Origin of the sequence: Paraburkholderia sp. J8-2, from assembly GCF_905220195.1 — a bacterium.
Taxonomy (GTDB): Bacteria; Pseudomonadota; Gammaproteobacteria; order Burkholderiales; family Burkholderiaceae; genus Paraburkholderia.
Genome location: NZ_CAJMZA010000003.1, coordinates 268,201 through 289,572, shown reverse-complemented (window position 1 = coordinate 289,572; position 21,372 = coordinate 268,201). Strand labels below are relative to the sequence as shown.

Genomic DNA, 21,372 nt, shown 5'->3' with positions numbered 1-21,372 from the left:
GACATCCCCACGGACCAGACGTGGCTCGGCCAGGTTCGTTGAACATTGCAGGCATGGAAGCTTTGACAGGATAGGTTCGGGTTTGCTACCGGCGGCTGGTGCGCGTCACGTCACGGCGGAGGCATCCAGGCGGCACGGATTCGAAGTATTCGCTGTAATCCCTACTGTATTTCGCGGAGCGCGGGAGGGTTGTAACAAATAGTCGTTTTGAATATGAGCTACTTCGCGGCGAAGTTCAACCGGCTTAATCGGCCAGATGGCGGATTTGGACAGGCGGGATTTCGACCCCCGCAGAGGGCTGGAGGGCCATGCCATGATGGCTGCGCCACGCGGGCAAATCTGCCCGGTCGATGGGGACCTACGGCGTGACATCTTGATACAGAAAACGTGTGGCTCGTACGCGAAACGCAGGCGTTTTCGCAACGCCTCGCGCAAACAACCGACAAAAAGCGCCACGGCAAGCGGACTTACAACCTCCTTGCGCCAGATGACGCCCACCGACTCGAGCACGCTGCCTCGCGAAAGCGGCACGCCTCACAGCGTCACGCCTTCAACGCATCCTTGAAAATGCGGCCATCCTTCATGATCAGATTCAGGTTCTGATCGGGGTTGGCCAGCAGCGTCATATCCTGGAGCGGGTCGCCGGCCACGAGCAGCAGGTCCGCATACGCGCCCTCTTCCAGCACGCCGAGCTTGTGCGGATACGGATTGCGCTCGCCCGCCAGCGCAAGCAATTGCCCATTCGTGGCCGTGGCCATGCGCAACGCTTCGGCGTTCGAATACCAGCGCGTCATGTGCCCGAGCATCGTGCCCTGGCGCGTCGCCAGCGCCTGGGAGAAGATCAGATCCGTGCCGAACGCGACCTTGAGCCCGTGCTTGCGCGCGAGCTTGTACATGTTGTCGGTCCCGGCGGTCACTTCCAGAAACTTCTCGCGGCTCGACGGCGCCATCGGCGCCACATCCTCTTCGCTGGTAAACGGTTGCGTGCTCAACCATGTGCCGTTCTTCGCGATGACTTCGGCGGTCCGGTCGTCGATGAGGTGTCCGTGCTCGACGCATTGCGCGCCGGCCGCCACACTGCGCTTCACCGCTTCCGGCGTGTACGCATGCACGAGCACGTAGGTGCCCCAGTCGGCTGCGGTTTCCACCGCCGCTTTCAGTTGCGCCTCGGTGAACGTGAGCATGTCGAGCGGGCTGCGCGGCGTGGAAACGCCGCCGCAACCCACGATCTTGATCTGCGTCGCGCCCATCATGAACTGCTCGCGCACACGCAGGCGCACTTCGTCGGAAGAATCGGCGATCGCGGCGGCGCCGGTCCGCTCTATTTCGCTGATCTGGCCGGTCGTGCGCGGCACATCGGTCAGCAGACGAAAGTCGCCGTGCCCGCCCGTCGTGGTGATCATCGCGCCGCAGGGGTAAATACGCGGGCCGCTCAGCATGCCCGCGTCGATAGCCTGCTTCAGGGCGAACGCGGGCCCCCCCACATCGCGAATGGTCGTGAATCCGCGCAACAGCGTGCGCTGTGCCTCCGCGCCCGCGGCCAGGTACACGAAGCTCAGGTCGGATTGCATGATGGCCGCGATCGGGAGCGAGGCGAGCAGCGAATGCCAGTGCATGTCGATGAGGCCCGGCATCATCACCTTGCCGCCGCAGTCGATCACGCGGCCGCCCGACGCGTTCTGCGCGTCGGGCGAGCCCCGGCGCAACTGCGAGATGCGGTTGCCGTCGACCACGAGATACATGCCGTCCTGCAGCGCGGCCGACTTGCCGTCGAACAAGCGGAAGTTCGTGAATGTCGTGGGCTGCGCGGGGGCCGCGGCGCCGGGCTGCTGCGCGCTGCTGAACTCAGGCAAGACCGCGCTCAACAACGATGCGCCCATGCCGACCAAAAAGCCGCGCCTGGAAAGATCGGCGCTGATGCGGCGATTCGCGAACGCTGCGAGCGCCTTGTCGCACAGGCACGAGGACACCGGGCCGATTGCGTTGCCGCGGCGGTTGATTCTGGAAGCCATAGATCACCTGTGAGAGTAAGCCACGCATTTATTCTGCATGCCTGACGACATCGTCCTTCGTCAACAGCAACGCTAGCGGCCGTGTGGAGCTGAACGCGGAGAAGATGATCGTGAGCGCCACGGTCCCCGGCACGGCGAGAAAGGCGCCCGGAATGCCCCAGATCGCCGTCCATGCGGCGAGGCTCATGAGAATGACCGCGGGGCTCAGGTTCAACGAGCCCGCCATCAACCACGGGTCGAGCACGTTGCCCATCACGAAGTTGATCGCCGAAAGCGCAATGAGCAGTGTGATCGCTTCGTTCCACTGACCGAATTGAAGCGCGGCGAGCAAGGCGGGAAGCACCACGGAGATGAGCGAGCCCGCATACGGCACGAAGTTGAGCAACACGATGAGAATGGCCAGGAGCGGCGCGAACTCGAGCCCGACCAGATGCATGCAGATCCAGCTGAGAATGCCGAGCACCACGCCGAGCAGCGCTTTCAACGCCAGATACGTGCCGATCTTCGCGTTGATGGCGTCGATCACGGGCTCCATGTCGGCCTTGCCGCGCATGACCGCAGAGAGCTTGCGACGAAAGCGCCCCATCTCGATCATGAAGAACGCCGTGTATAGCAAGACGACGAGCGTCGTGGCCATGAGCGAAGAGAGCGAGCCAAGGAGCGAGGTGAGCAGCGACTGCACGTTGACGGTCGCGAGCAGTTCGCGCCGGAATGCTGCCCACGAAGCCTCGGTTTCCAGATGAAACAGCGCGGTGATCTTGGCGAGCAACGCGAGCAGCGTGGCTTCGTACTTGGGCGCCACGGCGACCATGCGGTCCGTGTCGGAAAGCAGCAGTTCGGTTGCGAGCCACGCGGCCGCGAGGATGAGCGCGGCGGCGCTCCAGTAGCGCACGCCCGCGCGAATGCGCTTGCCCACGTGGGGCACGCGCCGCAGGATGTCGGCGAGCCCGTAGATCACGTACGACGTGATGATCGCGAATGCAATGGGCACCAGCACCGGCCGCCCGATATACAGCACCCATCCCGTGATCACGGCGATGACGACCACGCAGGTGAACGTGACGAGATCCTGTTTCATGGAGATGCTTTGGATGACGAACCACGTTGCGTTGATGAGACGTTTGCAAGCCATCAACGTCCCGCTGTGTTTTATCCGGCCCCAAAAAAAGCGGCTTCGGGGCGTGATCGGGCACGACTTCGAAAGACTAGCCGCTTTGCAGAAGACTTGCGCGCTAGCTGGCGAGGATTCCGAACCACGTTGAAACAAGCGCGCCCCAATTTCGTTGCGCGCACATCGACTCGTCGATCGGTCAAAAGATCCTTCTTTCCTTTAAGTCACGTTTAAGCAGCAAAAAGTACCTTACGCCCCACCTTCACCAACCTCTTCGAAGACCATAGCAATGAGTACCATCAAATATCGGCGCCGGGGCCTGATCGCCGGTGTAGCGGTGGCGCTTGCCGGCGCCTGGGTTGTTAGCCATGAGCACGCCAGCGCGGACGAACGCGGCATCATGAAAACGTCGTTGTCGACGCCTGTGCCCAAAACGGACGACGTCAAGGGCACGGCGCCGAACTTCTCGGCGATCGTCGCGCAGTACGGTCCGGCTGTGGTCCATGTCGAAGTCGTCAAGGAAAACCCCGACTCCGAAGACGGCCATTCGGGCGCCCTGGGATCGGGCTTCATCGTGAGCCAGGATGGCTACATCCTGACGAACAATCACGTCGTCGAAGGCGCGGACGACGTGACGGTCAAGCTCACCGACGGCCGCAAGTTCCCCGCACGCGTGATCGGCACCGACAAGGCGGGCGACGTGGCCGTGCTGAAAATCGCCGGTACGGGTTTCCCCACGGTGAAGATCGGCAATCCGGCGAACAGCAAGGTCGGCGACTGGGTCGTTGCAATCGGCTCGCCTTATGGTCTCGACAACACCGTGACCTCGGGCATCATCAGCGCGAAGTCGCGCCAGCTCTCGGAAGACAGCCCGACGCACCTCATCCAGACCGACGTGCCCGTCAATCCGGGCAATTCGGGCGGCCCGCTCTTCAACCTGAACGGCGAAGTCATCGGCATCAATTCGATGATCTATTCGCGCACGGGCGGCTTTCAGGGCCTCTCGTTCGCCATTCCCATCGACGAAGCCATGCACATCAAGGATCAGATCGTGCAAGGCGGCGGCAACGGCAACGGCGGCACGCTGGCCCACAATGCGCGTCCGCGCCTTGGCGTGGCCGTGCGCTCGCTCACCAGCGACGAAGCGCAGCAAGTCGGCGTGGACGGCGGCGTGCTCGTCGTGAAGTCGGGCGGTGCGGCCAAGGCGGCTGGCATCAGCGCCGGCGACGTGATCGTTGCGATCAACGGCATCGAGGTGGAGAACGTCGAGCAGCTGCAAAGCATGATCGCGCGGGCTCGCAGCAACGTGTCGATCGTCGTTGCGCGCGACGGCGAGCAGATGACCGCGAAGGTCGAACTCGCACCGCGCGCCTAAGCGAGGGCGGGCCGGGCGCGCGTTATTTGCGCGCTCACGGCCCATGACTCGCCAGAGCGTCGATGCGCTCGACGATGTACCCGTAGAAGGGGTTCCACGAGAGCCGCGTGAGGAACCCCGCCCCCACCATCAGCGCCCCGGTTTCGCCGCGTACGGATTGGGCGCCCAGGTGGATGCCCATGTCGTCGTCGGGGTCGGGGGTGCGGCCGTACAGCGAGTCGGTCACCGGAAACGGCAGGGCCACGTGTGAAAGCGAATAGACGTCAGGTGGATAGTCGAGCCCCGTGGGTTCGACTTTCGCCGTTGTTTCGTTCGGTGCCGTGCTCGCTTCGACCACTTGCGGCGAGGTGGCGGAGGCGTTGGTCAGCACGGTCAGCCGGTAGCGCAGCGGCGGCACGGGCAAGAGACGGCGCAGCGCGTCGCGCATCGAAGCGCGCAGCAGCGGGCTCCATTGCGCCGTGCGATTGATGTCGAACAGCACAAGCTCGCTGCCATTGGCAGGCAGTTGCGAGTACAACGAACTGATAATCGCGCTCGTGCTGACCGTGGAGTCGAGCACGGACTGGAATGCGAGCGTGGGCGGCAGCGACGCGAGTTTGCCGTTGCGCACCGCGTCCGCCACTTCCTGCTGGATCTTGCGCGTGACCCGCCATGACTGGCGCGCGCCGTTCACCGGAAACGAGTTGTACTTGAACGGATTGAATTCCGGCACGATGTCGAGCCACGCGGCTTTTGCAAATGCAGGCAGGATCGCGGGCAAGGCCGCAAGCCCCGCAAAGCGCGCGAAGGCCGTAACGCCGATCATCGGCGAAAGCAGGATCAGGCGATCCGCTTTCGGCAGGCTCGGGTCGTCCAGCACTTCGAGCGAGTATTGCAGCGCGAGTGCGCCGCCGTTCGAATAACCCACGATATGCAGCGGCGCAGGCGCCGGCACGAGCCGCCGCGCTTCGCGCACGGCCAGACGCGTGGCCGCTTCCCAATCTTCCGCCGTCACCTCGGTCAGACCCGCTGGCACGGTGCCGTGCCCCGGCAAGCGCACCCCCACCACGGCGAAGCCATCTTGCTGATAACGCTGCGCGATGTGCCGCAGGCTGTATGGCGAATCGGTCAGCCCGTGCAGCATCACGGCCACGCCGCGCGGCGCGCCCTGAGGCATGAGCGTGAACGAACGGTTCCAGTCGGCGCGAAAGTGGCCCGGATAAATCGGGCTGCCCGAGAAATAGCGGTTAGCGGGAACGCGTTCGTCCGCCGGTAGTTTGTCGGTCACGTTCTTCCTGACCGAGTCGAACACGCGGTTCTCGTTCGCGATGTATTGCTCCCACGTCGCGTGATCGATCTCGTGCGCGTGCATGTCTTCCGGGACATACGTGTGCCACAGGCTCAACGGCGCCTTGCGCTGCGCGTCGTACAGGCGCACGCCGGCAATGCACACAAATGCGATCACCACGAACAGGAGAAGCCGCTTGATCCAGCGAAAAGCCCACGTTCTCGTCAAGAAGTTCGCCATGTCCGGTCAATGCCTCGCGAACGGGTGGCCGGCCGTTCTTCGCGCTAGCGCGGGTAAACCGGCCAGATGAGCGGTACCAGCAATACGGTGATCACGAGCGCCCCGAGGGCGGCGGGCGAGCCCACCTTGAAAAAATCCCGGAACCGATAGCCGCCCGCCGTGCTGACGAGCGCATTCACAGGGGTCGATATCGGCGACATATAGGCTGCGGACGCGGCAACGGCCGTCGTCATCGCGAACGGATACGGCGACGCATGCAGGTGCGCCGCCATCGCGAGCACCACGGGCGCCATCAGCACCGCGGTCGCCGTGCCGGAAATCACGGTGCCGATCACGAGCGTGAGCAGAAATACGGCGCCGAGCAGTCCATGCGCCCCCCAGTTGCCGGCCACGCGCAGCACGGCGTCGGCGGCAATGTCGATGCCGCCCGTGCGTTGCAGCGCGATGGAAAACGGCAGCATGCCCACGATCAGCACGAGGCTGCGCCAGTGAATCGCGCGATACGCGCTGTCGAGGCTCACGCAGCCGAACGCGCCCATCAAGAGACACCCGATCAGGCCCGCGAGCACGTTCGGCACGCGTGGCGTGAGCATCATCGCGATGACGAGCGCCATGATGGCGAGCGCGTGCAGCGCCTTGTGCGGCACGGGCACGTAGGCGTCGCTTTCGACCGGCATGGCGAGACACACGATATCGCGCTCGACCGACTGCATCGAGAAAATGTCGATCCACGGCCCCACCACCAGCAGCGTGTCGCCCACTTTCAGCCGCGTGGCCTGCAGATCCTGCTCGAGCGCGGCGTCGGCGCGGCGCAGGCCGACGACCGTCACGCCGTGGCGGCGCAGCGCGGCGGAACTGCGCGCGACGTTGCCCACGAGCGAGGAGTCCGGCGGCACGATGACCTCGGCCATGCCCACGTCGTGGGTCTGGTCCGTGAAGTACGCGCCCGACATGTGGCGCACCGCGAGCGCATAGCGCCCGCAAAACGCCTTGACGTCGAAGCTCGCGGACTCCACGTCGAGCAGCAGCACGTCGCCGGGCGCGATGCTGCTGTCCGCGGTCGCGGGCAGCACCGTTGCGCCCATGCGCGCGCGCCGCTCGATCGCGACGACGTGCGCCACAGGGTCGTCATCGAGCCCGGTGTGCCCGAGCGTTTGCCCCACGAGCGGGGACTCCGCACCCACCTCCAGGCGAAATGCGCGCCCTTCGAGCGAATAGCGCGCAACCCAGTCGTTCAGCGACGGGCGCGTACTCGCCTCCGCGCCGCCGGTGCCGTTCAGAAAGCGCCTTGCGAACAGCATCCAGGCAATGCTCGCCGCGAGAATCGGCAGGCCCAGCGGCGTGATGCCGAAAAAGCTGAAGCCCGGGTAGCCGTGATAGACAAGCGCGCTGTTGATGACGAGATTCGGCGTGGTGGCGACGAGCGTGAGCATGCCGCTCGTGAGCGCGGCCATGCTGACCGGCATGAGCATGCGTGCGCGCGACACGCGCGACTGCCGCGCAATGCGAATGACGATGGGAATGAAGATCGCCACGACGGCCGTCGAACTCATGACCGAGCCCATGACGCCCACCACGACCATGATCAGCACGACGAGGCGGCGCTCGTTGGAGCCGCCGCGCGCGATCAGGTAGTCGCCCACGCGCTGGGCGACGCCCGTGCGCGCGAGCCCGTCGCCGAGCACGAAAAGGGCCGCGATGAGCACGATGTTCGGATCGGAGAAACCGGCCAGCGCCTCGTTGACGGTCACGATGCCCGAGAGCGACAGCGCGACGATCATGATGAGCCCCACCGCGTCCGAGCGGGGCCGGCCGATCAGGAACATCGCGATCGCGCTGGCCAGACAGGCAACGGTCATCAAAAGGTCGGTAGACATGATTTCGGTTTGCCTGGTCGATGTACCGCTCAACGGGCCTTTGAAACCACTGCTACCGCAAATAGTGCCGGATTTTGAAAACTTACGTTTCAGCGCGGCCTTGGGTCATGCCCGGGGCGCGGCTGGTTTGATGGCATGTTTGTGAACGTTTTCGGCCTTCACGCTTCCAGCAGGGAAACGCGGTTGCGCCCCTGGTGCTTGGCCCGGTACATGGCCTGATCGGCCTGCTCCAGCAGCGAGCGCGCCAGCACCTCGGGGCTCGCGGCGAGCGCGTTCATCCGATACGCCGCCACGCCGATCGACACGCTGAGCGCAATGCGCTCGCCCTCGTCGTCGAGCACTTCGAGCGCCTCGACCGCATGCCGGATACGCTCCGCAACCGCCAGCGCGTCGGGCAACTCGCACATCAGCAGCGCGACGAACTCTTCGCCGCCGTAGCGCGATACCGTATCCCCCACGCGCACCTGCTGCTTCAGGCACGTGCCGATGGCGCCCAGCGCGAGATCGCCGGTTGCGTGGCCGTGCGTGTCGTTGATCTGCTTGAAATGATCGATGTCGATGAAGAGGCACGACATGGGCGCGGCGTGCGAGCTCGCGCGTCGAATCTCGTGATGCAGGCGCTCGTCGAAATAGCGGCGGTTCGAGAGGCCGGTGAGCGGGTCGGTCACGCCCGTCTTGCGCAGATGCTCACGGTGGGCGACGTTGTCGAGACTCGCCGCCGCCACGCTGCTGAAGCGCATGAGCAGGTCGGTGCCCATGCTGGCGTCGAAGCGCGCGGGGTCATCGCTTGCGAGGCACAGGTAGCCGAGCACCTGAGTGCGGTTAAGGAGCGGCAGCACGATTGCGCTGCCGGTCGCTGTCTGTGCCGTCTGCGCCGCCCGCGCCGCTCGCGCGCCGAAAAAGGTCTCGCTCACCGCGGGCTCGAGATCGCTTATTTCGCTCACGCGGCCCAGCCACGGCTGGTTGCCCGCGCACAGACGCGACAGCGCGAGGCCGCCCTGAAACCCGGACCGCAGGTTCGCTTCGAGGTCGGCGCGCCCGCAATCGGTTTCGAGCAGGTCGCGCAGGAGCGGCGTGCGGGCATCGAGCCAGATGCCGGACGAAGCCAGCCGGAACACCTCAGGCAGATAGACGAATATCCCTTCGAGAAAGGCGCACCAGTCGTGCGCGCCGATCAGGCGCAGTTCCACGTCCTGGAAGGACTTCGACGCGCGCTCGTTCCGCTGGACGGTTTCGATAAGCGCAGCAAGATCCAGTGAAGGCTGAGTCCCGGGATGTGTCACGATGCATCGAGAATATTCCGAAGCCTGCTATTACGGCAGCTTGGGGCCAGACTTGAGGCCGCATTTCACCTGCCGGACCCGGGAGAAAAAGAAAAGGCCGCTGCCCGTGAGGGCCGCGGCCTTGCTTACGGCGAGAGGCTGCTGTTATTTGGCGGCCGGCGACGCTGTGGTCGGGGTCGCCAGCGTATTGTTGTTGGGGCCGCCGGGGATCGCCGCCGCGCCATTGTTCGCGCTATTCGGCGACGCAGCGCTCATGCCGCTGTCCGAGCTGGTGGCGCCTGGGGTGCCGTAGCCGCTCGTTGCGTTGTTATTGGCGGCGGCGGGCGATACAACGCTCGGAGTTGCCAGCGTATTGTTGGCCTGTGCATACGCACCGGCCGACAGCGTGAGTGCGGCGACACCCGCGATGAATGTGCTGATTGTTCTGCTCATGACTCGCTCCTCCTATGATTGGACTGGAATTCCGGCACAAACGATCCACTCCTTTATCTCCTTGGCGGTCGTTATATGCGCGGCTCGCGGCGATCAAAATCGCGTAACTGTTCGCAGCGGTATGCGTATAACAAACCACTACCAGTTGATATCAAGTTTAGGAAAGCGATGGCAGATTATTAAGCGCATTGCACGCAACGATTTATTTCGCTTTTTGGCATTAGAGGTAATGGATTCGGGTCGCCAATCCTCTGGGCGCACGATTGCCGTATTAAGGGGATTTCCTGTAAATCGACTCGGAACGGATATTCGACGGGCCTCAACGCGTGCAAGGGTCCGTACATCCGCAATGATTCGAGTTTTGGCCAGTCAGGCAGGCGTTGACAAGCAGCCCTTTGGCACGCTGATTGAAATCCGGTTCAGCGATAAATGCCGATTTTTGCGAAACGTTGTTTTCGCAACGGTGTTTCGAAAAATCGTTGCATACGCATCGAGGTCGTCTGTCGTTTCCGCATTGGCATGCGGTCCGCGGCGGGGCGGCAAAGCACAGCCAAAGCGCGGGAGAACCCACCGGGCGCGAGAAGAGCGCGTCTGGCGCGCTTCGCGATATGAAACCTTCAGCAGGAGCCCGGAGACTCGTCTCCGGGTATCGGCGCATGCGCCCGGGCGGGCGCATGGCGATGGCGAGGAACGATCAGGACTCGTTCGGGCGGATCGTCAGCGCGTTCTTGACCGACGTTACGCCTTGCACGCCCTTGGCGACTTCGGTGGCGTGGTCGATCTGCGCCGACTCGGGCACCGAGCCCTGCAGCACCACGGCGCCGTCACGCGCGCGCACGGTGATACGGGCAACGTCGATCTTCTTGTCCTTGGCGAGCGCCGTGCGAACCTTGCGGCTGAGCGCCCGGTTAGCGGCCTTCTCCTGCTTCGTTTGCGCGTGCGACGGGCTGGCCTGCTGGGCAGCGGCGGCCGCGCCGCTCGCTGCGTCGTCCTGCGCATAGGCGTGCAGGGACGCAGCCACGAGAGCCGTCGCCGCGGCCAGCTTGAATACTTGAAGAGCCTTCATGCAGTTTCTCCTGTTGTCACAGTCTTGTTGTGGGCCCACGAACGAGCCGGTGCACTACCCCATCCACTACTCAGCATTCGCGCGTCAAACGCGAGCACGCGCCAGATTATAGGAATGTAATGTGCGGTGCAGGGCGGGAAAATGCGGCTCCATCACTAGCTTGATATCGATCCCATCATGGAGTAGGCACACCGTTTGTAGCCATGAACTCATGGTCACATCGCCCCCAACTCCAATCGGGTCCGTCAACCATGAAATGGCTTCGACGCGCTGTTTTACGGATGTGGGAGAAATAGAGCGCCTATCCAGCAGCGCGTGCGCGAAAAAAGTCTGCCTGGCGTCGCATAATTGCGACGCCGGTTCTCGCGGCGCATGAGCACGACAGCAGGCTTTCTCTTGCATCGCGTGGCGCCCCGCTGCGTTCATGCAGCCATCCCTTCCCGCTCGAGCCACGCACGGAACAGCGCGACCCATTCATCGCCGGACTTCTCGTGCGCAACGTAAGTGCAATAGCTGCGCGACGGCAGGCGCGGAGCCGCGAACGGCGCGACGAGCCGGCCAGCAGCGAGATCGTCGGCCACCAGCGCGGTCGGCCCCATCGCAATGCCGATTCCGTCGATCGCTGCCTGCAAGGTCAGATAGAAGTGGTCGAACGTCAAAGCGGCCGCCGGCCTCAGTTCGGCAATCTGCGCGCTCGCCAGCCAGTCGGGCCAAAGCCGCGGAAGACTCGAGGTATGCAGCAACGTGTGGTCTCGCAAGTCGCGAGGCGTGCGCAGCGGCACGCGCTGCAAAAGCGCAGGACTACACACCGGAAGCCGCTCCTCACACAAGAAAGGCCGCATTGAATAGCCGTAGAACGTGTCGGGACCGCCGCGGATGACGACGTCGTAGTCATCGTTCAGACTCTCTAACGGCTCGTTCGACGTTTCCACCTTGACGTGCACGTCGGGGTGCCCGGCGCGGAACGTTGCCAGCCTCGGCACCAGCCAGCGCAACGTAAATGTCGCGGGCGCGTTCACGGACAGCGTGCGGGAGACCGTTCGCGGCACGCCGTATCGCGCGGTTGCCTGCGCGAGCCGTTCGAACAAGGGGCCGATTTCCTCCAGATACGCCTTTGCCGCCGCAGTGAGCGCCACACGCCGGTTGTGCCGCTCAAACAGCGACGCGCCAAGCCACTCCTCCAGCAAGCGTACCTGCTGGCTCACCGCCCCTGGCGTCACGTGCAACTCCGCGGCGGCTTCCTTGAAGCTGCCGAGCCGGCCTGCGGCCTCGAAGGCCCGCAGGGCATTGAGCGGGGGTAACACCGGCTTCATTCGAAATAGTTTATCTAACGTGAACGAGCAATTTATCTGGTTTGCCGGTCCATCACAAGATAGATATCCTGCCAGTGAAAATCACTCATGACACCCGGCCCGCGCACTCATGCTCAGCTATACCGGCGGTATCGTGCTCTTCGCAGCGCTGCTCCACGCAAGCTGGAACGCGATGCTTCACGGCAACCGCGACCGGTTTTTTTCCATGACGTGGATGAGCATCGCCATCGCGGCGGTCGCCACGCTCGTCGTCCTGTCCACGCCCTGGCCGGCTAGCGCCGCCTGGCCGTACATTGCCGCGTCGGGGCTCGTGCATATCTTCTACAACGTGAGCCTCGTGCGGTCGTATCGGCGCAGCGATCTGGCGTTGGCGTATCCGATTGCGCGAGGCTCGTCGCCGCTGCTCGTCACGCTCGGCGCGGCACTCTTTGCACACGAAGCGATCGGTCTCTTGCACGTACTCGGGATCTTGATGATTTCGGGAGGCATCATCGCGATCGCGCTGCAGGGGCGCCGCGTGCCGCGCGCGGGTGCGCTGGCCGCGTTGACGACCGGCGCGACGATCGCGCTCTATACCGTGATCGACGGCATGGGCGTGCGCTTGTCCGACGGCCAGCCGCTCAGCTACACCGCATGGATGTTCCTGTTCTACTGGGCGATGCCGGTGCTGTTCGTCGCTGCGCGCGGGTTCGCGCCGTTGTGGACGCCGGTGCGTGACGAGCCATTGTCGATCGCCTCGTCGCTGGCCGGCGGCCTCGTGTCCATCGCGGCCTATGGCATCGTGATCTGGGCGCTGCAGTCAGGCGCGATGGGCGCGGTGTCGGCGTTGCGCGAGACCAGCGTGGTGTTCGCGGTGCTGATCGGGCGACTGTTTTTGCGGGAAACGGTGAGCGCAGCGCGCTGGCTCGCCTGCGTGGTCGTCGCGGCCGGTGCGGTTTGTCTTGGGCTTTGACGGGGCCGTGGGCGCGTTATTTTGGGGAAACGCCCCAACGAATCCTGCGCAACCGGAGCGGGCTGGAGCGGGTTACAGGGTAACAAGCGCAATGACCAGTTGATGCGCCATAGCGCTGGCCCGACAACCGTTTGGGTAGACGACTGCGTCCTCCGCGACTACAGAAAGCGATCCCCCGGCTTCGGCACACGCTTCCCCTAACTTGCCCGGATGGCGATGCGTTTCCTGGGTACCTGGGTCCCTGGAATCGTGCATAGCAAGGTGTCCATAGCTTCGGTCGCGTATTCGAGCACAACACGGCCATCGGCTTCCACCACAGGTAGCGGCCGCGCCGAAAAGTCGAGCCAACGCACATCCACACGCCCCTGGAGCGATCTCCGCTTCCGCCTGACATGCTCGTGAAGCGTGTTCCGCTGCGCCGGAGTCAGTCCATATTCGCCCTGCGTGCCAAAGCCGCTTCCACGCGGAATAAACGGAAGAATATTGAGTTGCCGTACGCGCTCGGCTACGCAGAAGTCTGCCATCCAGTCGACCACCCATTCGCCGTCAGCCACGATCGTCGTTTGTATCGCCGTCGGAATTCCCTCATCGAGCAGACGGCGCACATGTCCGATTGCCAGATCGAACGCCGCGCGCCCGACCAGTGCGTCGTGCCGCGCACGATCGCCATGCAGGCTCACCCTGACGCGCGTGCCTGCCATGCGCAAAGCAGGCAACAGCGCCTCAGGCAAGGCGATACCGTTTGTCGTGAGCCTCGAACCCGAGCCGCGCGCAGCGACATGCGCGACCAGTTCCGGCAGCGCCGGATGAATGGTCGGCTCGCCGCCGCAGAAGTGAATAACCCGCACGCCCTGTTCGGCCAGCCAGTCGAGACGCTGCATGAGCACCGATGAAGGCGGATGCGCGCCGTCGGGCGGAGCGAGGCAAAAGCCGCAACGCGCATTGCAGTAGCGCGTGACCCTGAAGCAGATCATGGACGGCAGGTGCAGGTGCAGGTTCATGGCGATGGATCACCGAGGCGGCGCTCAGCGCTCGCGGCTCTCTCTGAGCATGTTGCAAAACAGTGCGCCCTGCTCGAGCGCATCGTCAAGTGCAACATGGCGATGCGGCACGTCGTCAAACCAGCGCTTGGGCATCGCGCTCTTCGTGCTGCGGCGATACTCCCTGCGCAGAAGCATCATGGCCATGGTCTTGATGTCGAGCGCGGAAAAGCTGAAAGGACTTCGCCCCACAAACCGCATCATGTACCAGTACACGAACATAAAATCAAAGGCTGCCGGATATCCGACGAACACGGGTAGCCCCGGTAGCGACTCGAGCCACGCGACATACTCGGTCATCGCTGATTGCGGGGGCTGCTGATTCGTCCGCGATGCTTCCCAGGCCTCGGGATGTTCGCGCCACCACGCGAGCGTGTCGGGATGGCCGCTCGCACCTGGTAGCAATTCGAGGTTGGCAGAAAACGTGCCATGCAGCACCTTGTCGGCGCCGTATGCCGCCGACGCGAAACTCAACATCGAATGCGGCCCGGGAATTGGACCGTCGACCTCGACGTCGGTGCTGACATAGACTTCGGTTCTGGTTTTGCCGCTCATCGGATGCTTGTCTCATTGGTGTCTGCAACATGATCGCGCAACCAGCGCGCGACGGTAGCGCTCCCGCGCTTGGCGAGCGCGGTGTTCCAGTCTTTGCAGCGCGGCGGCGGCAATAAACGTGAGATGCTCGATTGAGCAAGCAACTGCGCATAGCGCGCCGCCTCACGATCGCCTGGCGCGTTCGCGTCGAAGCCCAGCCACACCGCACGCTGTGCGCAGACCTGCGGCAACCACGAAGCCCAGCGGCCGATGGTGGCGACGCTGGGCCATCCGCATGTGGCGAGCGAAAGCGCATCGAAGATGCCTTCGACCAGAATGAGGTGTCTCGCATGCCAGCCTTCGCCGACGTTGGCCACGCCGCCACCGCGACCGACCGTCAGCATCTTGTTTTGGCCGCGCAAGGTCGTAAGATAGCGGCCGTGAACCGCAGTGAGCGCTCCCTCGCAGTCATACAAGCCGATCAGGACCGCGGCGCGGCCGTCCCAGTCGGGATCAAAGCGCATGCCGGCCGCGTCGGCGACGGCGAGCGGAATGCCGCGACGCTCGACGTATGCCTCGCCCGGCGTGGCGGCGAGCGGCGCAGCTCGCGCAATGCGCTCGTCCGGTAAATCACCGGAGCGCGGCATCCGCAGGCTATCGACGAATCCAGACTGGGCCATGTGCGTTGGCGTGCCACTGCCCACGTGCAAACGGCTCCGGCCGCTCTCTTGATTGGGTCGCATACAGCGTTCGACCAAATGCACCACTATGCATTTAACGAATTCCGATACACGTCTTGCGTCTTGATGTATCAGTGTATGCGCACGAGGCTGCTCTTGCCACAAAGCCTTGTCGGATTGACCGCCTCACAGAGGCTGCCAAACATATGTTCGCATCGCCAACAAACGACCGTTCAACTCGCCGCTGGAGACGCGAATCCATCCTGGAGCGAGTCGGACTGGCTCGACAAGGTGCACGGAAGAACACCGATGCCACAGAAGGGCTGCTCCATCGCGGCGATGTGTGCGTCAGCTTGCAGCATGCGGATGATTGCGCCCGAACCCGTTGATCCAGGCGGTGAGGAAATCAACACAGCGCTTGACGCCCTGACCACCTGGCGCGAAATGACTGAACGTTCCAACACCATGCTCGATGAGGAACGCATCACGCTCGAGATGTGGTAGATCCGGCGCGGCGGGCAGCAATAGCGCGCAGAAGTCCGCACGCTGAAGATCGACACGAAGCGAGTCATGGTAGATGTGCGCGGATTCCATCGCTTCGAGCACGTTCTCGCGGTACCTTCGATATTTGGCGTCCAGCACCAGAAATGAACATGCGCCTTCTCCCCTGAGCACAAATACGATGTCAGGAATACGCGAACGCGACAAACTCCACCCCTGCCGGCCGGCCTCCGGGTAGCTCGACCGGAAGTTCGCCTGAAAGTGCGCCTCGAGCAACCTGCCGTCCGCAAGCGTCAACTCATAGGACTCGGCAGCACTCACGATACCTGAGCGCAAGATCCGCCATGCAGACTGGCCTACTGATTGCGCGACCCTGCCAAGCAAATGGGCGAAGCACCATGTTTCATACACGCCCCAAGTCGGACTGACATACAGCGGGCTCTGATCGTTCGTGCCATCCACGCCTCGCAGCAAAGCCCGGTTGCCTTGTCGATACGCGCTGCTGTAGAGGGGCTGTGCCGAGATTTGCGTCAGGCTGGCGGCCGACGTTTCCAACCGCGAAGCGCTGGAAAACGGCTCCTGTGCCAATAGCGGCTTCAGTTCTCGTAACAATCCGGAAAGAAAGCGGACTCGTCGTGGCCGTCGAAGCTGTTGCTCTGCTATGTCACCCTCCAGCCGGCTATCCTGCACTGAGTCCAGAAGGTCGGTAATGCGCGTTTCCAGTCGAATGGCGAGCGCTTTCAGTGCGCGATTGGCGGGTGTGTCGAAAGTCTGCACGGCCGTTGGCGTGGCGACCTGCAGAGAATCGAGAGGCGCGGTGTCGACAGCTCGTCTCGCGACGACCGCGGCGATGCGCGGCTCGCGCAGCGCAAGTGGATGAAGACGTTTCGCGCGCGAAAGAGGAATCCGGTGCTCGCCATAAAGTATCGAGCGGTGCGGCATGCGACAAATCGCGCGAAGACTTCGGAGGAAACCGGGCGCATAGCGCTTCAGCCGGGCCAGTAGAACCAGCCGTTCGAATGCATGCGTGCCAAACTCGCTTCCAAATGTCGTCGTGGCACTCGAGATTCCGAGCAGGAGCGCCGCCCGGAACGCGCGAATCTCATCGATCATCGCATCGAACTGCTCATCAATCATCTTGCTGATCGACGGTCCGACAACGGCATGGAAAGCAATTTCATTGTCCTGATCAATCGCCACGACGATTTCGACGCGTCCCGCGAAGAATGTCGGCGTCCACGCGAACCGGCCGTGCTCGTCTTGCCGAACCTCCACGTCATCGATGAACAATCTCGCGTGCCGCGCATTCACAATTTCAATCTGACATGGTTCGCATTCCCGCAGTCCGACGATGAGAGACCCTGCTGCATAGGTCGCCGTGGGCGTCTGGTCGCCAGGCAAAGAAACTTTCAGGAGCACACCGTTGGACTGCGCATCTTCGAAGCTCATCGCCAGAATCTGGCCGTGCCAGTCTCTTTCAGATCGACCAACAGTGCAGCAACCTTGTTCGCACAACGCTTCAGATCCTTCTTGAGCAGCGCCGCTTGCGTCGACGTGAGGGCCTGATGAAATCTCTCGGTGCTCTCGCCTCGCAGCTTTGGCAGGACTCTCGCGTAGATGACCGCGTCGAGCGCATCGCGCTCCGCCGCACCGGCCTCGATAGCGAGCTTCATATAACTGAGCACGTCCTCGATGGTGCGCCAGCCAAAGTGCAGCCGGACAGGGGCGAGCGCTTCACTCAGCTCCGCAAGCAGTTCGCGCAAGGAGTTCTGCAAGCCCGAAGACAATTCGAATCGATTCCAGCCCGGAAAGGCATCGACACTGATGTTCCAGAATTCCAGTGTGAATGCACGGTCTAGCACTTTGTCCGATAGGCCATGCGTGGTCTCGTCCATGTTCAGCGTTCCGATAACCGCGAGATTGGCAGGATATTGGATACGTTGTGGCACATCCGTTGCATCCTCAGGCAATTCGTGCAGATCGATCCAACCACGTGTCTCCATGGCGGACAGAAGCGGCGCGAGGTACTGCTCCGGATGCGACAGATTCAATTCGTCGAGTATGACCACATAGGGCCGCTCAGGGTCCTGTGCGGCGCGCAGGAACAGTTCCAGAAAGGGGGCCGAACAGTACTGTTGGCTCAGGGGGCTAACGTAGCCGAAAAGTGGCGTTGGATCGAACCAGCCCGGTTGAACCGGGATGACACGGACGCGCTCCGATTGCGCGTCTTCGCCTCCGCATAGTGCCGCACCATAGTTCAATGCGAGCTGGGTTTTTCCGGAGCCGGAGATTCCAGTTAGTACGGCGAAGTGCCGTACGGGATGAGACCAAAGCCCGACGTGAAGTTGACGAACGAGATCGTTCGGAAACAGAAACTTCCCACCGTTGATCGTTTCCAGCGTCAGTGCGATCTCGGCAAAAGCTGGGACTTTCACTACGGCGCCAGTAGTCTCGAGCATCGGCGTTACCGGCGCTGAAGCGAGCGACAGCGATTCGAGGGGCCAAGTGATCTTGCCAGCCCACACGTTCCCTCGTTCCGTCAGCACACACCTGTTCGAAGCATCCTGCGCGACGACATCGAGGCTGACAAGCCAGGCGATGATCGAGCGCGGCATAAAGTCCGAAGTCCAGCCCGGATTGACGTGCTTGACGGTCTTGACCAGATCCACGAGTGGCAAGGGACCTTCCTGAAGCGCCTTGATAGCATGGTCTATGCCGAGAATACGCGTGAGCAGATGATCGACGAACTCGTCGGGGTCGCGCGTGTCGAGCAGATTGAAACCACGCCGGTTCAGGCGGTATTCGTTCCCCTCACGGACACAAAGATCAAATTCCCGGGTAATCGTGCTGATGGTCGTACTGACGCTGCTTTCCGATAAGTTGGCATTGCTGCGCCTGACTTCGTCGGCCAGTTCCTCTCTGGTCAGGCCGTCCTTCAAGATCTGGACGAATTCGAGCAACGTGCCAAAGTAGCCCTTGAGCGCAGTTAGTCCCTTGCGCCGCAGTGGTGCCGGCAGCGGCCGCAGACTGGTCGAAGTCGGAGTGGAATCTCCCGAAGAAGCATTCGTCTCGGTTTGCGCATCGTCGGCTATGTGTTGATACAAGTACCACGGCAATGACAAGCGCTCGAGATCGCCATCGGTCTTGTTGGGATCGATCGGACCGAGCACTTCGTCTATGCGCCGTCTGATGGTGAGATGCGCGTGAATGGCATGATCGCTCGACGCTCCGCCCATCGAACGATGAAGGACCTTGAGGGCCCCCGTATCCGCGACTGTTGTTAAATGCTGCGGGAAACGTGCGCACAACACTCGATTGAGTTTGAGACGGGCGACGCGACCGCACTTCTCGCCCAAGCGTTGCTCCAGTTCCCCGTACAACGCGGTCAGATGCGTCTCGATCTGAGCGTCGTCCGAGGGGAGCGCAGCGCTGTAGGCGTGGCTGAACCATTCGCGAAACGCTGAATCCTCGAGCGCGGGCCCCACTTTGACACTACCCATGCCCGTCGCCGAAACGGACTCGTCGCTCCAGAGGGCTTCGAGAAAATCTTTATCGGAAAAGTCAGCCGTCGTCGCCGCGGCGACTCTTGCCAGGTGCGCGCGAAGGCGCGGATACCACGCCTTCGCCTCGCTCGCCGACTCCGCCAGCGTTGCGGCAATTGCTTCTGTCAGCGCCTCGTCGGAACTTAGGTCCTGTGTTTTTTCTCTCATATCGAAAGCCTGCAATCTTGCGTTGGGCTGACGTGCTCGAAGGCACCGGGGTCGAAGTGTGCATGCTATCCCGAAGAGGGTGGTCGCGCGCGGCACCTCGCTGTCATATCTACCCTGATACCAGAATCGATGTTGCGGTGATAGGCCGATCAGACGGCAGCCGGTCATGAGCGGTCATCGGAAAGTATTTGCCGAAGCAGTCATTCGGCAGTGTTGACCTGCGCAAACAATAGACGCTAGGATTAACGCTATGCCTATTCTCAGCCACTTCCTCTCTTTGCTGGTTCACGCATGTTGTCAGGACATGCCAGGAGGGCGCTGCGTCTAGCGATCTAGCGACACGTTGAATCAATCGCCTTCTGGCCGCCCGTTGAGAAACCGGCGGCCTTTTGTTTTGTCCCAATCCTTTCTGGACGGAGAATTCGATGCCGCTCGTGCTATATGACACCTGGTCGCGCACGGTGCGCCCGTTCAAATCAATCCATGCCGGCACAGTTGGTATGTATTGCTGCGGCCCCACCGTCTATGACTATGCCCATATCGGCAATCTGAGAACCTATGTGTTCGAGGACCTCCTGCGCCGCACGCTGATTCGCAACGGATATGAGGTTCGGCATGTCGTCAATATCACCGACGTCGGGCATTTGACTTCGGATGCTGACGAAGGCGAAGACAAAATGGAAAAAGGCAGCCGGCGTGCCGGAGAGTCTGCGTGGGTCATCGCGCGGCGCTACACCGACGCCTTCGTCACGGACTGGCGAGCGCTTCACCTGTTGGAGCCGACTGTTTGGTGCCGCGCGACCGATCACATCGCGGAACAGATCGAGTTCATCGGCGAACTCGAACGGGCGGGCTACGTGTATCGGACCGGTGACGGTTTGTATTTCGACACCAGCAAGCAGGACGATTATGGCTTCCTGGCCCGGCTCGATCGCACCGGCCTTCAGGCAGGCAAGCGCGTCGCAGTGGGCAGCAAGAAGAGCAATACGGATTTCGCATTGTGGAAGTTTGCTCCGGCTGGCACCACGCGCCAGATGGAATGGGATAGCCCATGGGGCCGGGGATTTCCAGGCTGGCATATCGAGTGCTCGGCCATGGCGGCGAAATACCTTGGCAACTGGTTCGATCTTCACTGCGGCGGTGAAGACCATATTGCAGTCCATCATAGCAATGAGATTGCGCAGACTCAGGCGGCACGCGGTACGCGGCTCGCGAACTTCTGGATGCACGGACACTTTCTGACGCTTGATGCCAACGCAAAGATGTCCAAGTCGAGCGGCGACTTCATTCGTCTCCAGACCCTGCGTAGCGGCAATATTGATCCGGTCGCGTTTCGTTACCTGTGCCTGACAGCCCACTACCGAAGCAAGCTGCATTTCAGCTGGGCGTCGCTTGATGCGGCGCAGACGGCTTTGAACCGGCTGAGGCACCTCTATTCGAGCTGGCCGGAAGGGGGGCGTGTCGACCCTGACTTCGCCGCACGCTTCGACGCGGAAGTGAACGAAGACCTGAATCTGCCGCGGGCGCTGGCCGTGCTGTGGCAACTCGTCAAGCGTCCTCTGCCCCCCGCGATCTTGCGAGCCACCGTGGACAGCTTCGATTCGGTGCTAGGTCTCGGGCTTCGCAACTGGAAGCCGCTTGTGTCTGATATTCCGGAAGACGTCCGGGCCTTGCTTGGCGAGCGCGAGCAGGCCAGAGCGGTAAGGGACTGGGCAAAATCCGATGCAATGCGGGACGCGTTGAACGCGCGGGGCTGGCGAGTCGAGGACAGCAAAGAAGGGCAGCGCCTAATCGGAATCCCCGCAGACTCGGCAGATATCAGGCACGATTGATGACTGAATTGGCGTCATCTGAGCGTCTGGTCTGCATAGGGATCGGCTGACCGCCTGAGGTTGAACAGAGCCTCCGCTGAAGCCCGCAAAAGAAAACCGCCGCGCAATTGCGCGGCGGCCTCCACCAAAAACCTGCCAGACGTGGCA

At 62.5% G+C, this 21,372-nt stretch carries 16 protein-coding genes; 3 read left to right on the top strand and 13 right to left on the bottom strand.

Annotation, left to right across the window (positions count from 1 at the left end; translation table 11 throughout):
- Positions 1 to 542: 542 nt before the first annotated feature.
- Entirely contained in the window at positions 543 to 2,012 is a 1,470-nt protein-coding gene (locus tag U5A52_RS10120; RefSeq protein WP_321908046.1) for an amidohydrolase family protein, read from the bottom strand.
- Between the two features lie 28 nt (positions 2,013 to 2,040).
- The gene (locus U5A52_RS10115; RefSeq protein ID WP_321908050.1) at positions 2,041 to 3,090 is read right to left on the bottom strand and encodes an AI-2E family transporter; all 1,050 of its coding nucleotides are present in this window, start codon (positions 3,088 to 3,090) and stop codon (positions 2,041 to 2,043) included.
- A 322-nt stretch (positions 3,091 to 3,412) separates the two neighbouring features.
- Between U5A52_RS10115 and U5A52_RS10110 the strand changes: the two genes are divergently transcribed.
- A complete protein-coding gene (locus tag U5A52_RS10110) occupies positions 3,413 to 4,498 on the top strand; it encodes a S1C family serine protease (protein ID WP_415764107.1) in 1,086 nt (361 codons plus the stop codon).
- 34 nt (positions 4,499 to 4,532) lie between these two features.
- On the opposite strand, the gene U5A52_RS10105 is transcribed toward U5A52_RS10110, so the two are convergent.
- The 6 genes from U5A52_RS10105 to gcvA form a co-directional block, all read right to left on the bottom strand.
- The gene (locus tag U5A52_RS10105) at positions 4,533 to 5,993 is read right to left on the bottom strand and encodes an alpha/beta hydrolase (RefSeq protein WP_321934666.1); all 1,461 of its coding nucleotides are present in this window, start codon (positions 5,991 to 5,993) and stop codon (positions 4,533 to 4,535) included.
- Positions 5,994 to 6,049: 56 nt separating this feature from the next.
- The gene (locus U5A52_RS10100) at positions 6,050 to 7,882 is read right to left on the bottom strand and encodes an SLC13 family permease (protein WP_321934665.1); all 1,833 of its coding nucleotides are present in this window, start codon (positions 7,880 to 7,882) and stop codon (positions 6,050 to 6,052) included.
- 158 nt (positions 7,883 to 8,040) lie between these two features.
- Positions 8,041 to 9,165 carry a GGDEF domain-containing protein gene (locus U5A52_RS10095; protein WP_321934664.1) on the bottom strand — a complete coding sequence of 375 codons (1,125 nt, stop codon included), beginning with the start codon at positions 9,163 to 9,165 and terminating at the stop codon, positions 8,041 to 8,043.
- A 144-nt stretch (positions 9,166 to 9,309) separates the two neighbouring features.
- Positions 9,310 to 9,597: a hypothetical protein gene (locus U5A52_RS10090; RefSeq protein ID WP_321934663.1), complete on the bottom strand. Its 288-nt coding sequence runs from the start codon at positions 9,595 to 9,597 to the stop codon at positions 9,310 to 9,312.
- 694 nt (positions 9,598 to 10,291) lie between these two features.
- A complete protein-coding gene (locus U5A52_RS10085; RefSeq protein ID WP_321908058.1) occupies positions 10,292 to 10,663 on the bottom strand; it encodes a BON domain-containing protein in 372 nt (123 codons plus the stop codon).
- 422 nt (positions 10,664 to 11,085) lie between these two features.
- On the bottom strand, positions 11,086 to 11,976 hold the full coding sequence (gene gcvA, locus U5A52_RS10080) for a transcriptional regulator GcvA (protein ID WP_321934662.1): 891 nt from the start codon (positions 11,974 to 11,976) through the stop codon (positions 11,086 to 11,088).
- 109 nt (positions 11,977 to 12,085) lie between these two features.
- Here gcvA and U5A52_RS10075 point away from each other — a divergent pair, with 109 nt between their 5' ends.
- Positions 12,086 to 12,928, top strand: coding sequence for a DMT family transporter (locus tag U5A52_RS10075; RefSeq protein ID WP_321908060.1), 843 nt, complete (start codon positions 12,086 to 12,088; stop codon positions 12,926 to 12,928).
- Positions 12,929 to 13,125: 197 nt separating this feature from the next.
- On the opposite strand, the gene U5A52_RS10070 is transcribed toward U5A52_RS10075, so the two are convergent.
- The 5 genes from U5A52_RS10070 to U5A52_RS10050 form a co-directional block, all read right to left on the bottom strand.
- Positions 13,126 to 13,929 carry a radical SAM protein gene (locus U5A52_RS10070; protein ID WP_321934661.1) on the bottom strand — a complete coding sequence of 268 codons (804 nt, stop codon included), beginning with the start codon at positions 13,927 to 13,929 and terminating at the stop codon, positions 13,126 to 13,128.
- A gap of 24 nt (positions 13,930 to 13,953) precedes the next feature.
- Positions 13,954 to 14,523, bottom strand: coding sequence for a 3'-5' exoribonuclease (locus tag U5A52_RS10065; RefSeq protein ID WP_321908063.1), 570 nt, complete (start codon positions 14,521 to 14,523; stop codon positions 13,954 to 13,956).
- On the bottom strand, positions 14,520 to 15,182 hold the full coding sequence (locus U5A52_RS10060; protein ID WP_321908064.1) for a toprim domain-containing protein: 663 nt from the start codon (positions 15,180 to 15,182) through the stop codon (positions 14,520 to 14,522). Before U5A52_RS10060 ends, U5A52_RS10065 begins: the two co-directional genes overlap by 4 nt.
- A 348-nt stretch (positions 15,183 to 15,530) precedes the next feature.
- Positions 15,531 to 17,132 (bottom strand): DUF2357 domain-containing protein, encoded by a 1,602-nt coding sequence (locus U5A52_RS10055; RefSeq protein ID WP_321934660.1) that lies wholly within the window; start codon positions 17,130 to 17,132, stop codon positions 15,531 to 15,533.
- Positions 17,129 to 19,393: a hypothetical protein gene (locus tag U5A52_RS10050; protein ID WP_321908068.1), complete on the bottom strand. Its 2,265-nt coding sequence runs from the start codon at positions 19,391 to 19,393 to the stop codon at positions 17,129 to 17,131. The genes U5A52_RS10055 and U5A52_RS10050 overlap by 4 nt, the downstream gene beginning before the upstream one ends.
- A 425-nt stretch (positions 19,394 to 19,818) precedes the next feature.
- Here U5A52_RS10050 and cysS point away from each other — a divergent pair, with 425 nt between their 5' ends.
- Complete coding sequence (cysS, locus tag U5A52_RS10045) at positions 19,819 to 21,225, top strand: cysteine--tRNA ligase (RefSeq protein ID WP_321908070.1); 1,407 nt, start codon at positions 19,819 to 19,821, stop codon at positions 21,223 to 21,225.
- The last annotated feature ends 147 nt before the right edge of the window (positions 21,226 to 21,372 follow it).

Coding starts and splice junctions, on each gene's coding strand:
- U5A52_RS10120 (WP_321908046.1), bottom strand. CDS start 2,012: ATGGCTTCCAGAATCAACCGCCGCGGCAACGCAATCGGCCCGGTGTCC.
- U5A52_RS10115 (WP_321908050.1), bottom strand. CDS start 3,090: ATGAAACAGGATCTCGTCACGTTCACCTGCGTGGTCGTCATCGCCGTG.
- U5A52_RS10110 (WP_415764107.1), top strand. CDS start 3,413: ATGAGTACCATCAAATATCGGCGCCGGGGCCTGATCGCCGGTGTAGCG.
- U5A52_RS10100 (WP_321934665.1), bottom strand. CDS start 7,882: ATGTCTACCGACCTTTTGATGACCGTTGCCTGTCTGGCCAGCGCGATC.
- U5A52_RS10090 (WP_321934663.1), bottom strand. CDS start 9,597: ATGAGCAGAACAATCAGCACATTCATCGCGGGTGTCGCCGCACTCACG.
- U5A52_RS10085 (WP_321908058.1), bottom strand. CDS start 10,663: ATGAAGGCTCTTCAAGTATTCAAGCTGGCCGCGGCGACGGCTCTCGTG.
- gcvA (WP_321934662.1), bottom strand. CDS start 11,976: ATGAAGCCGGTGTTACCCCCGCTCAATGCCCTGCGGGCCTTCGAGGCC.
- U5A52_RS10075 (WP_321908060.1), top strand. CDS start 12,086: ATGCTCAGCTATACCGGCGGTATCGTGCTCTTCGCAGCGCTGCTCCAC.
- U5A52_RS10070 (WP_321934661.1), bottom strand. CDS start 13,929: ATGAACCTGCACCTGCACCTGCCGTCCATGATCTGCTTCAGGGTCACG.
- U5A52_RS10065 (WP_321908063.1), bottom strand. CDS start 14,523: ATGAGCGGCAAAACCAGAACCGAAGTCTATGTCAGCACCGACGTCGAG.
- U5A52_RS10060 (WP_321908064.1), bottom strand. CDS start 15,182: ATGGCCCAGTCTGGATTCGTCGATAGCCTGCGGATGCCGCGCTCCGGT.
- U5A52_RS10055 (WP_321934660.1), bottom strand. CDS start 17,132: ATGAGCTTCGAAGATGCGCAGTCCAACGGTGTGCTCCTGAAAGTTTCT.
- U5A52_RS10050 (WP_321908068.1), bottom strand. CDS start 19,393: ATGAGAGAAAAAACACAGGACCTAAGTTCCGACGAGGCGCTGACAGAA.
- cysS (WP_321908070.1), top strand. CDS start 19,819: ATGCCGCTCGTGCTATATGACACCTGGTCGCGCACGGTGCGCCCGTTC.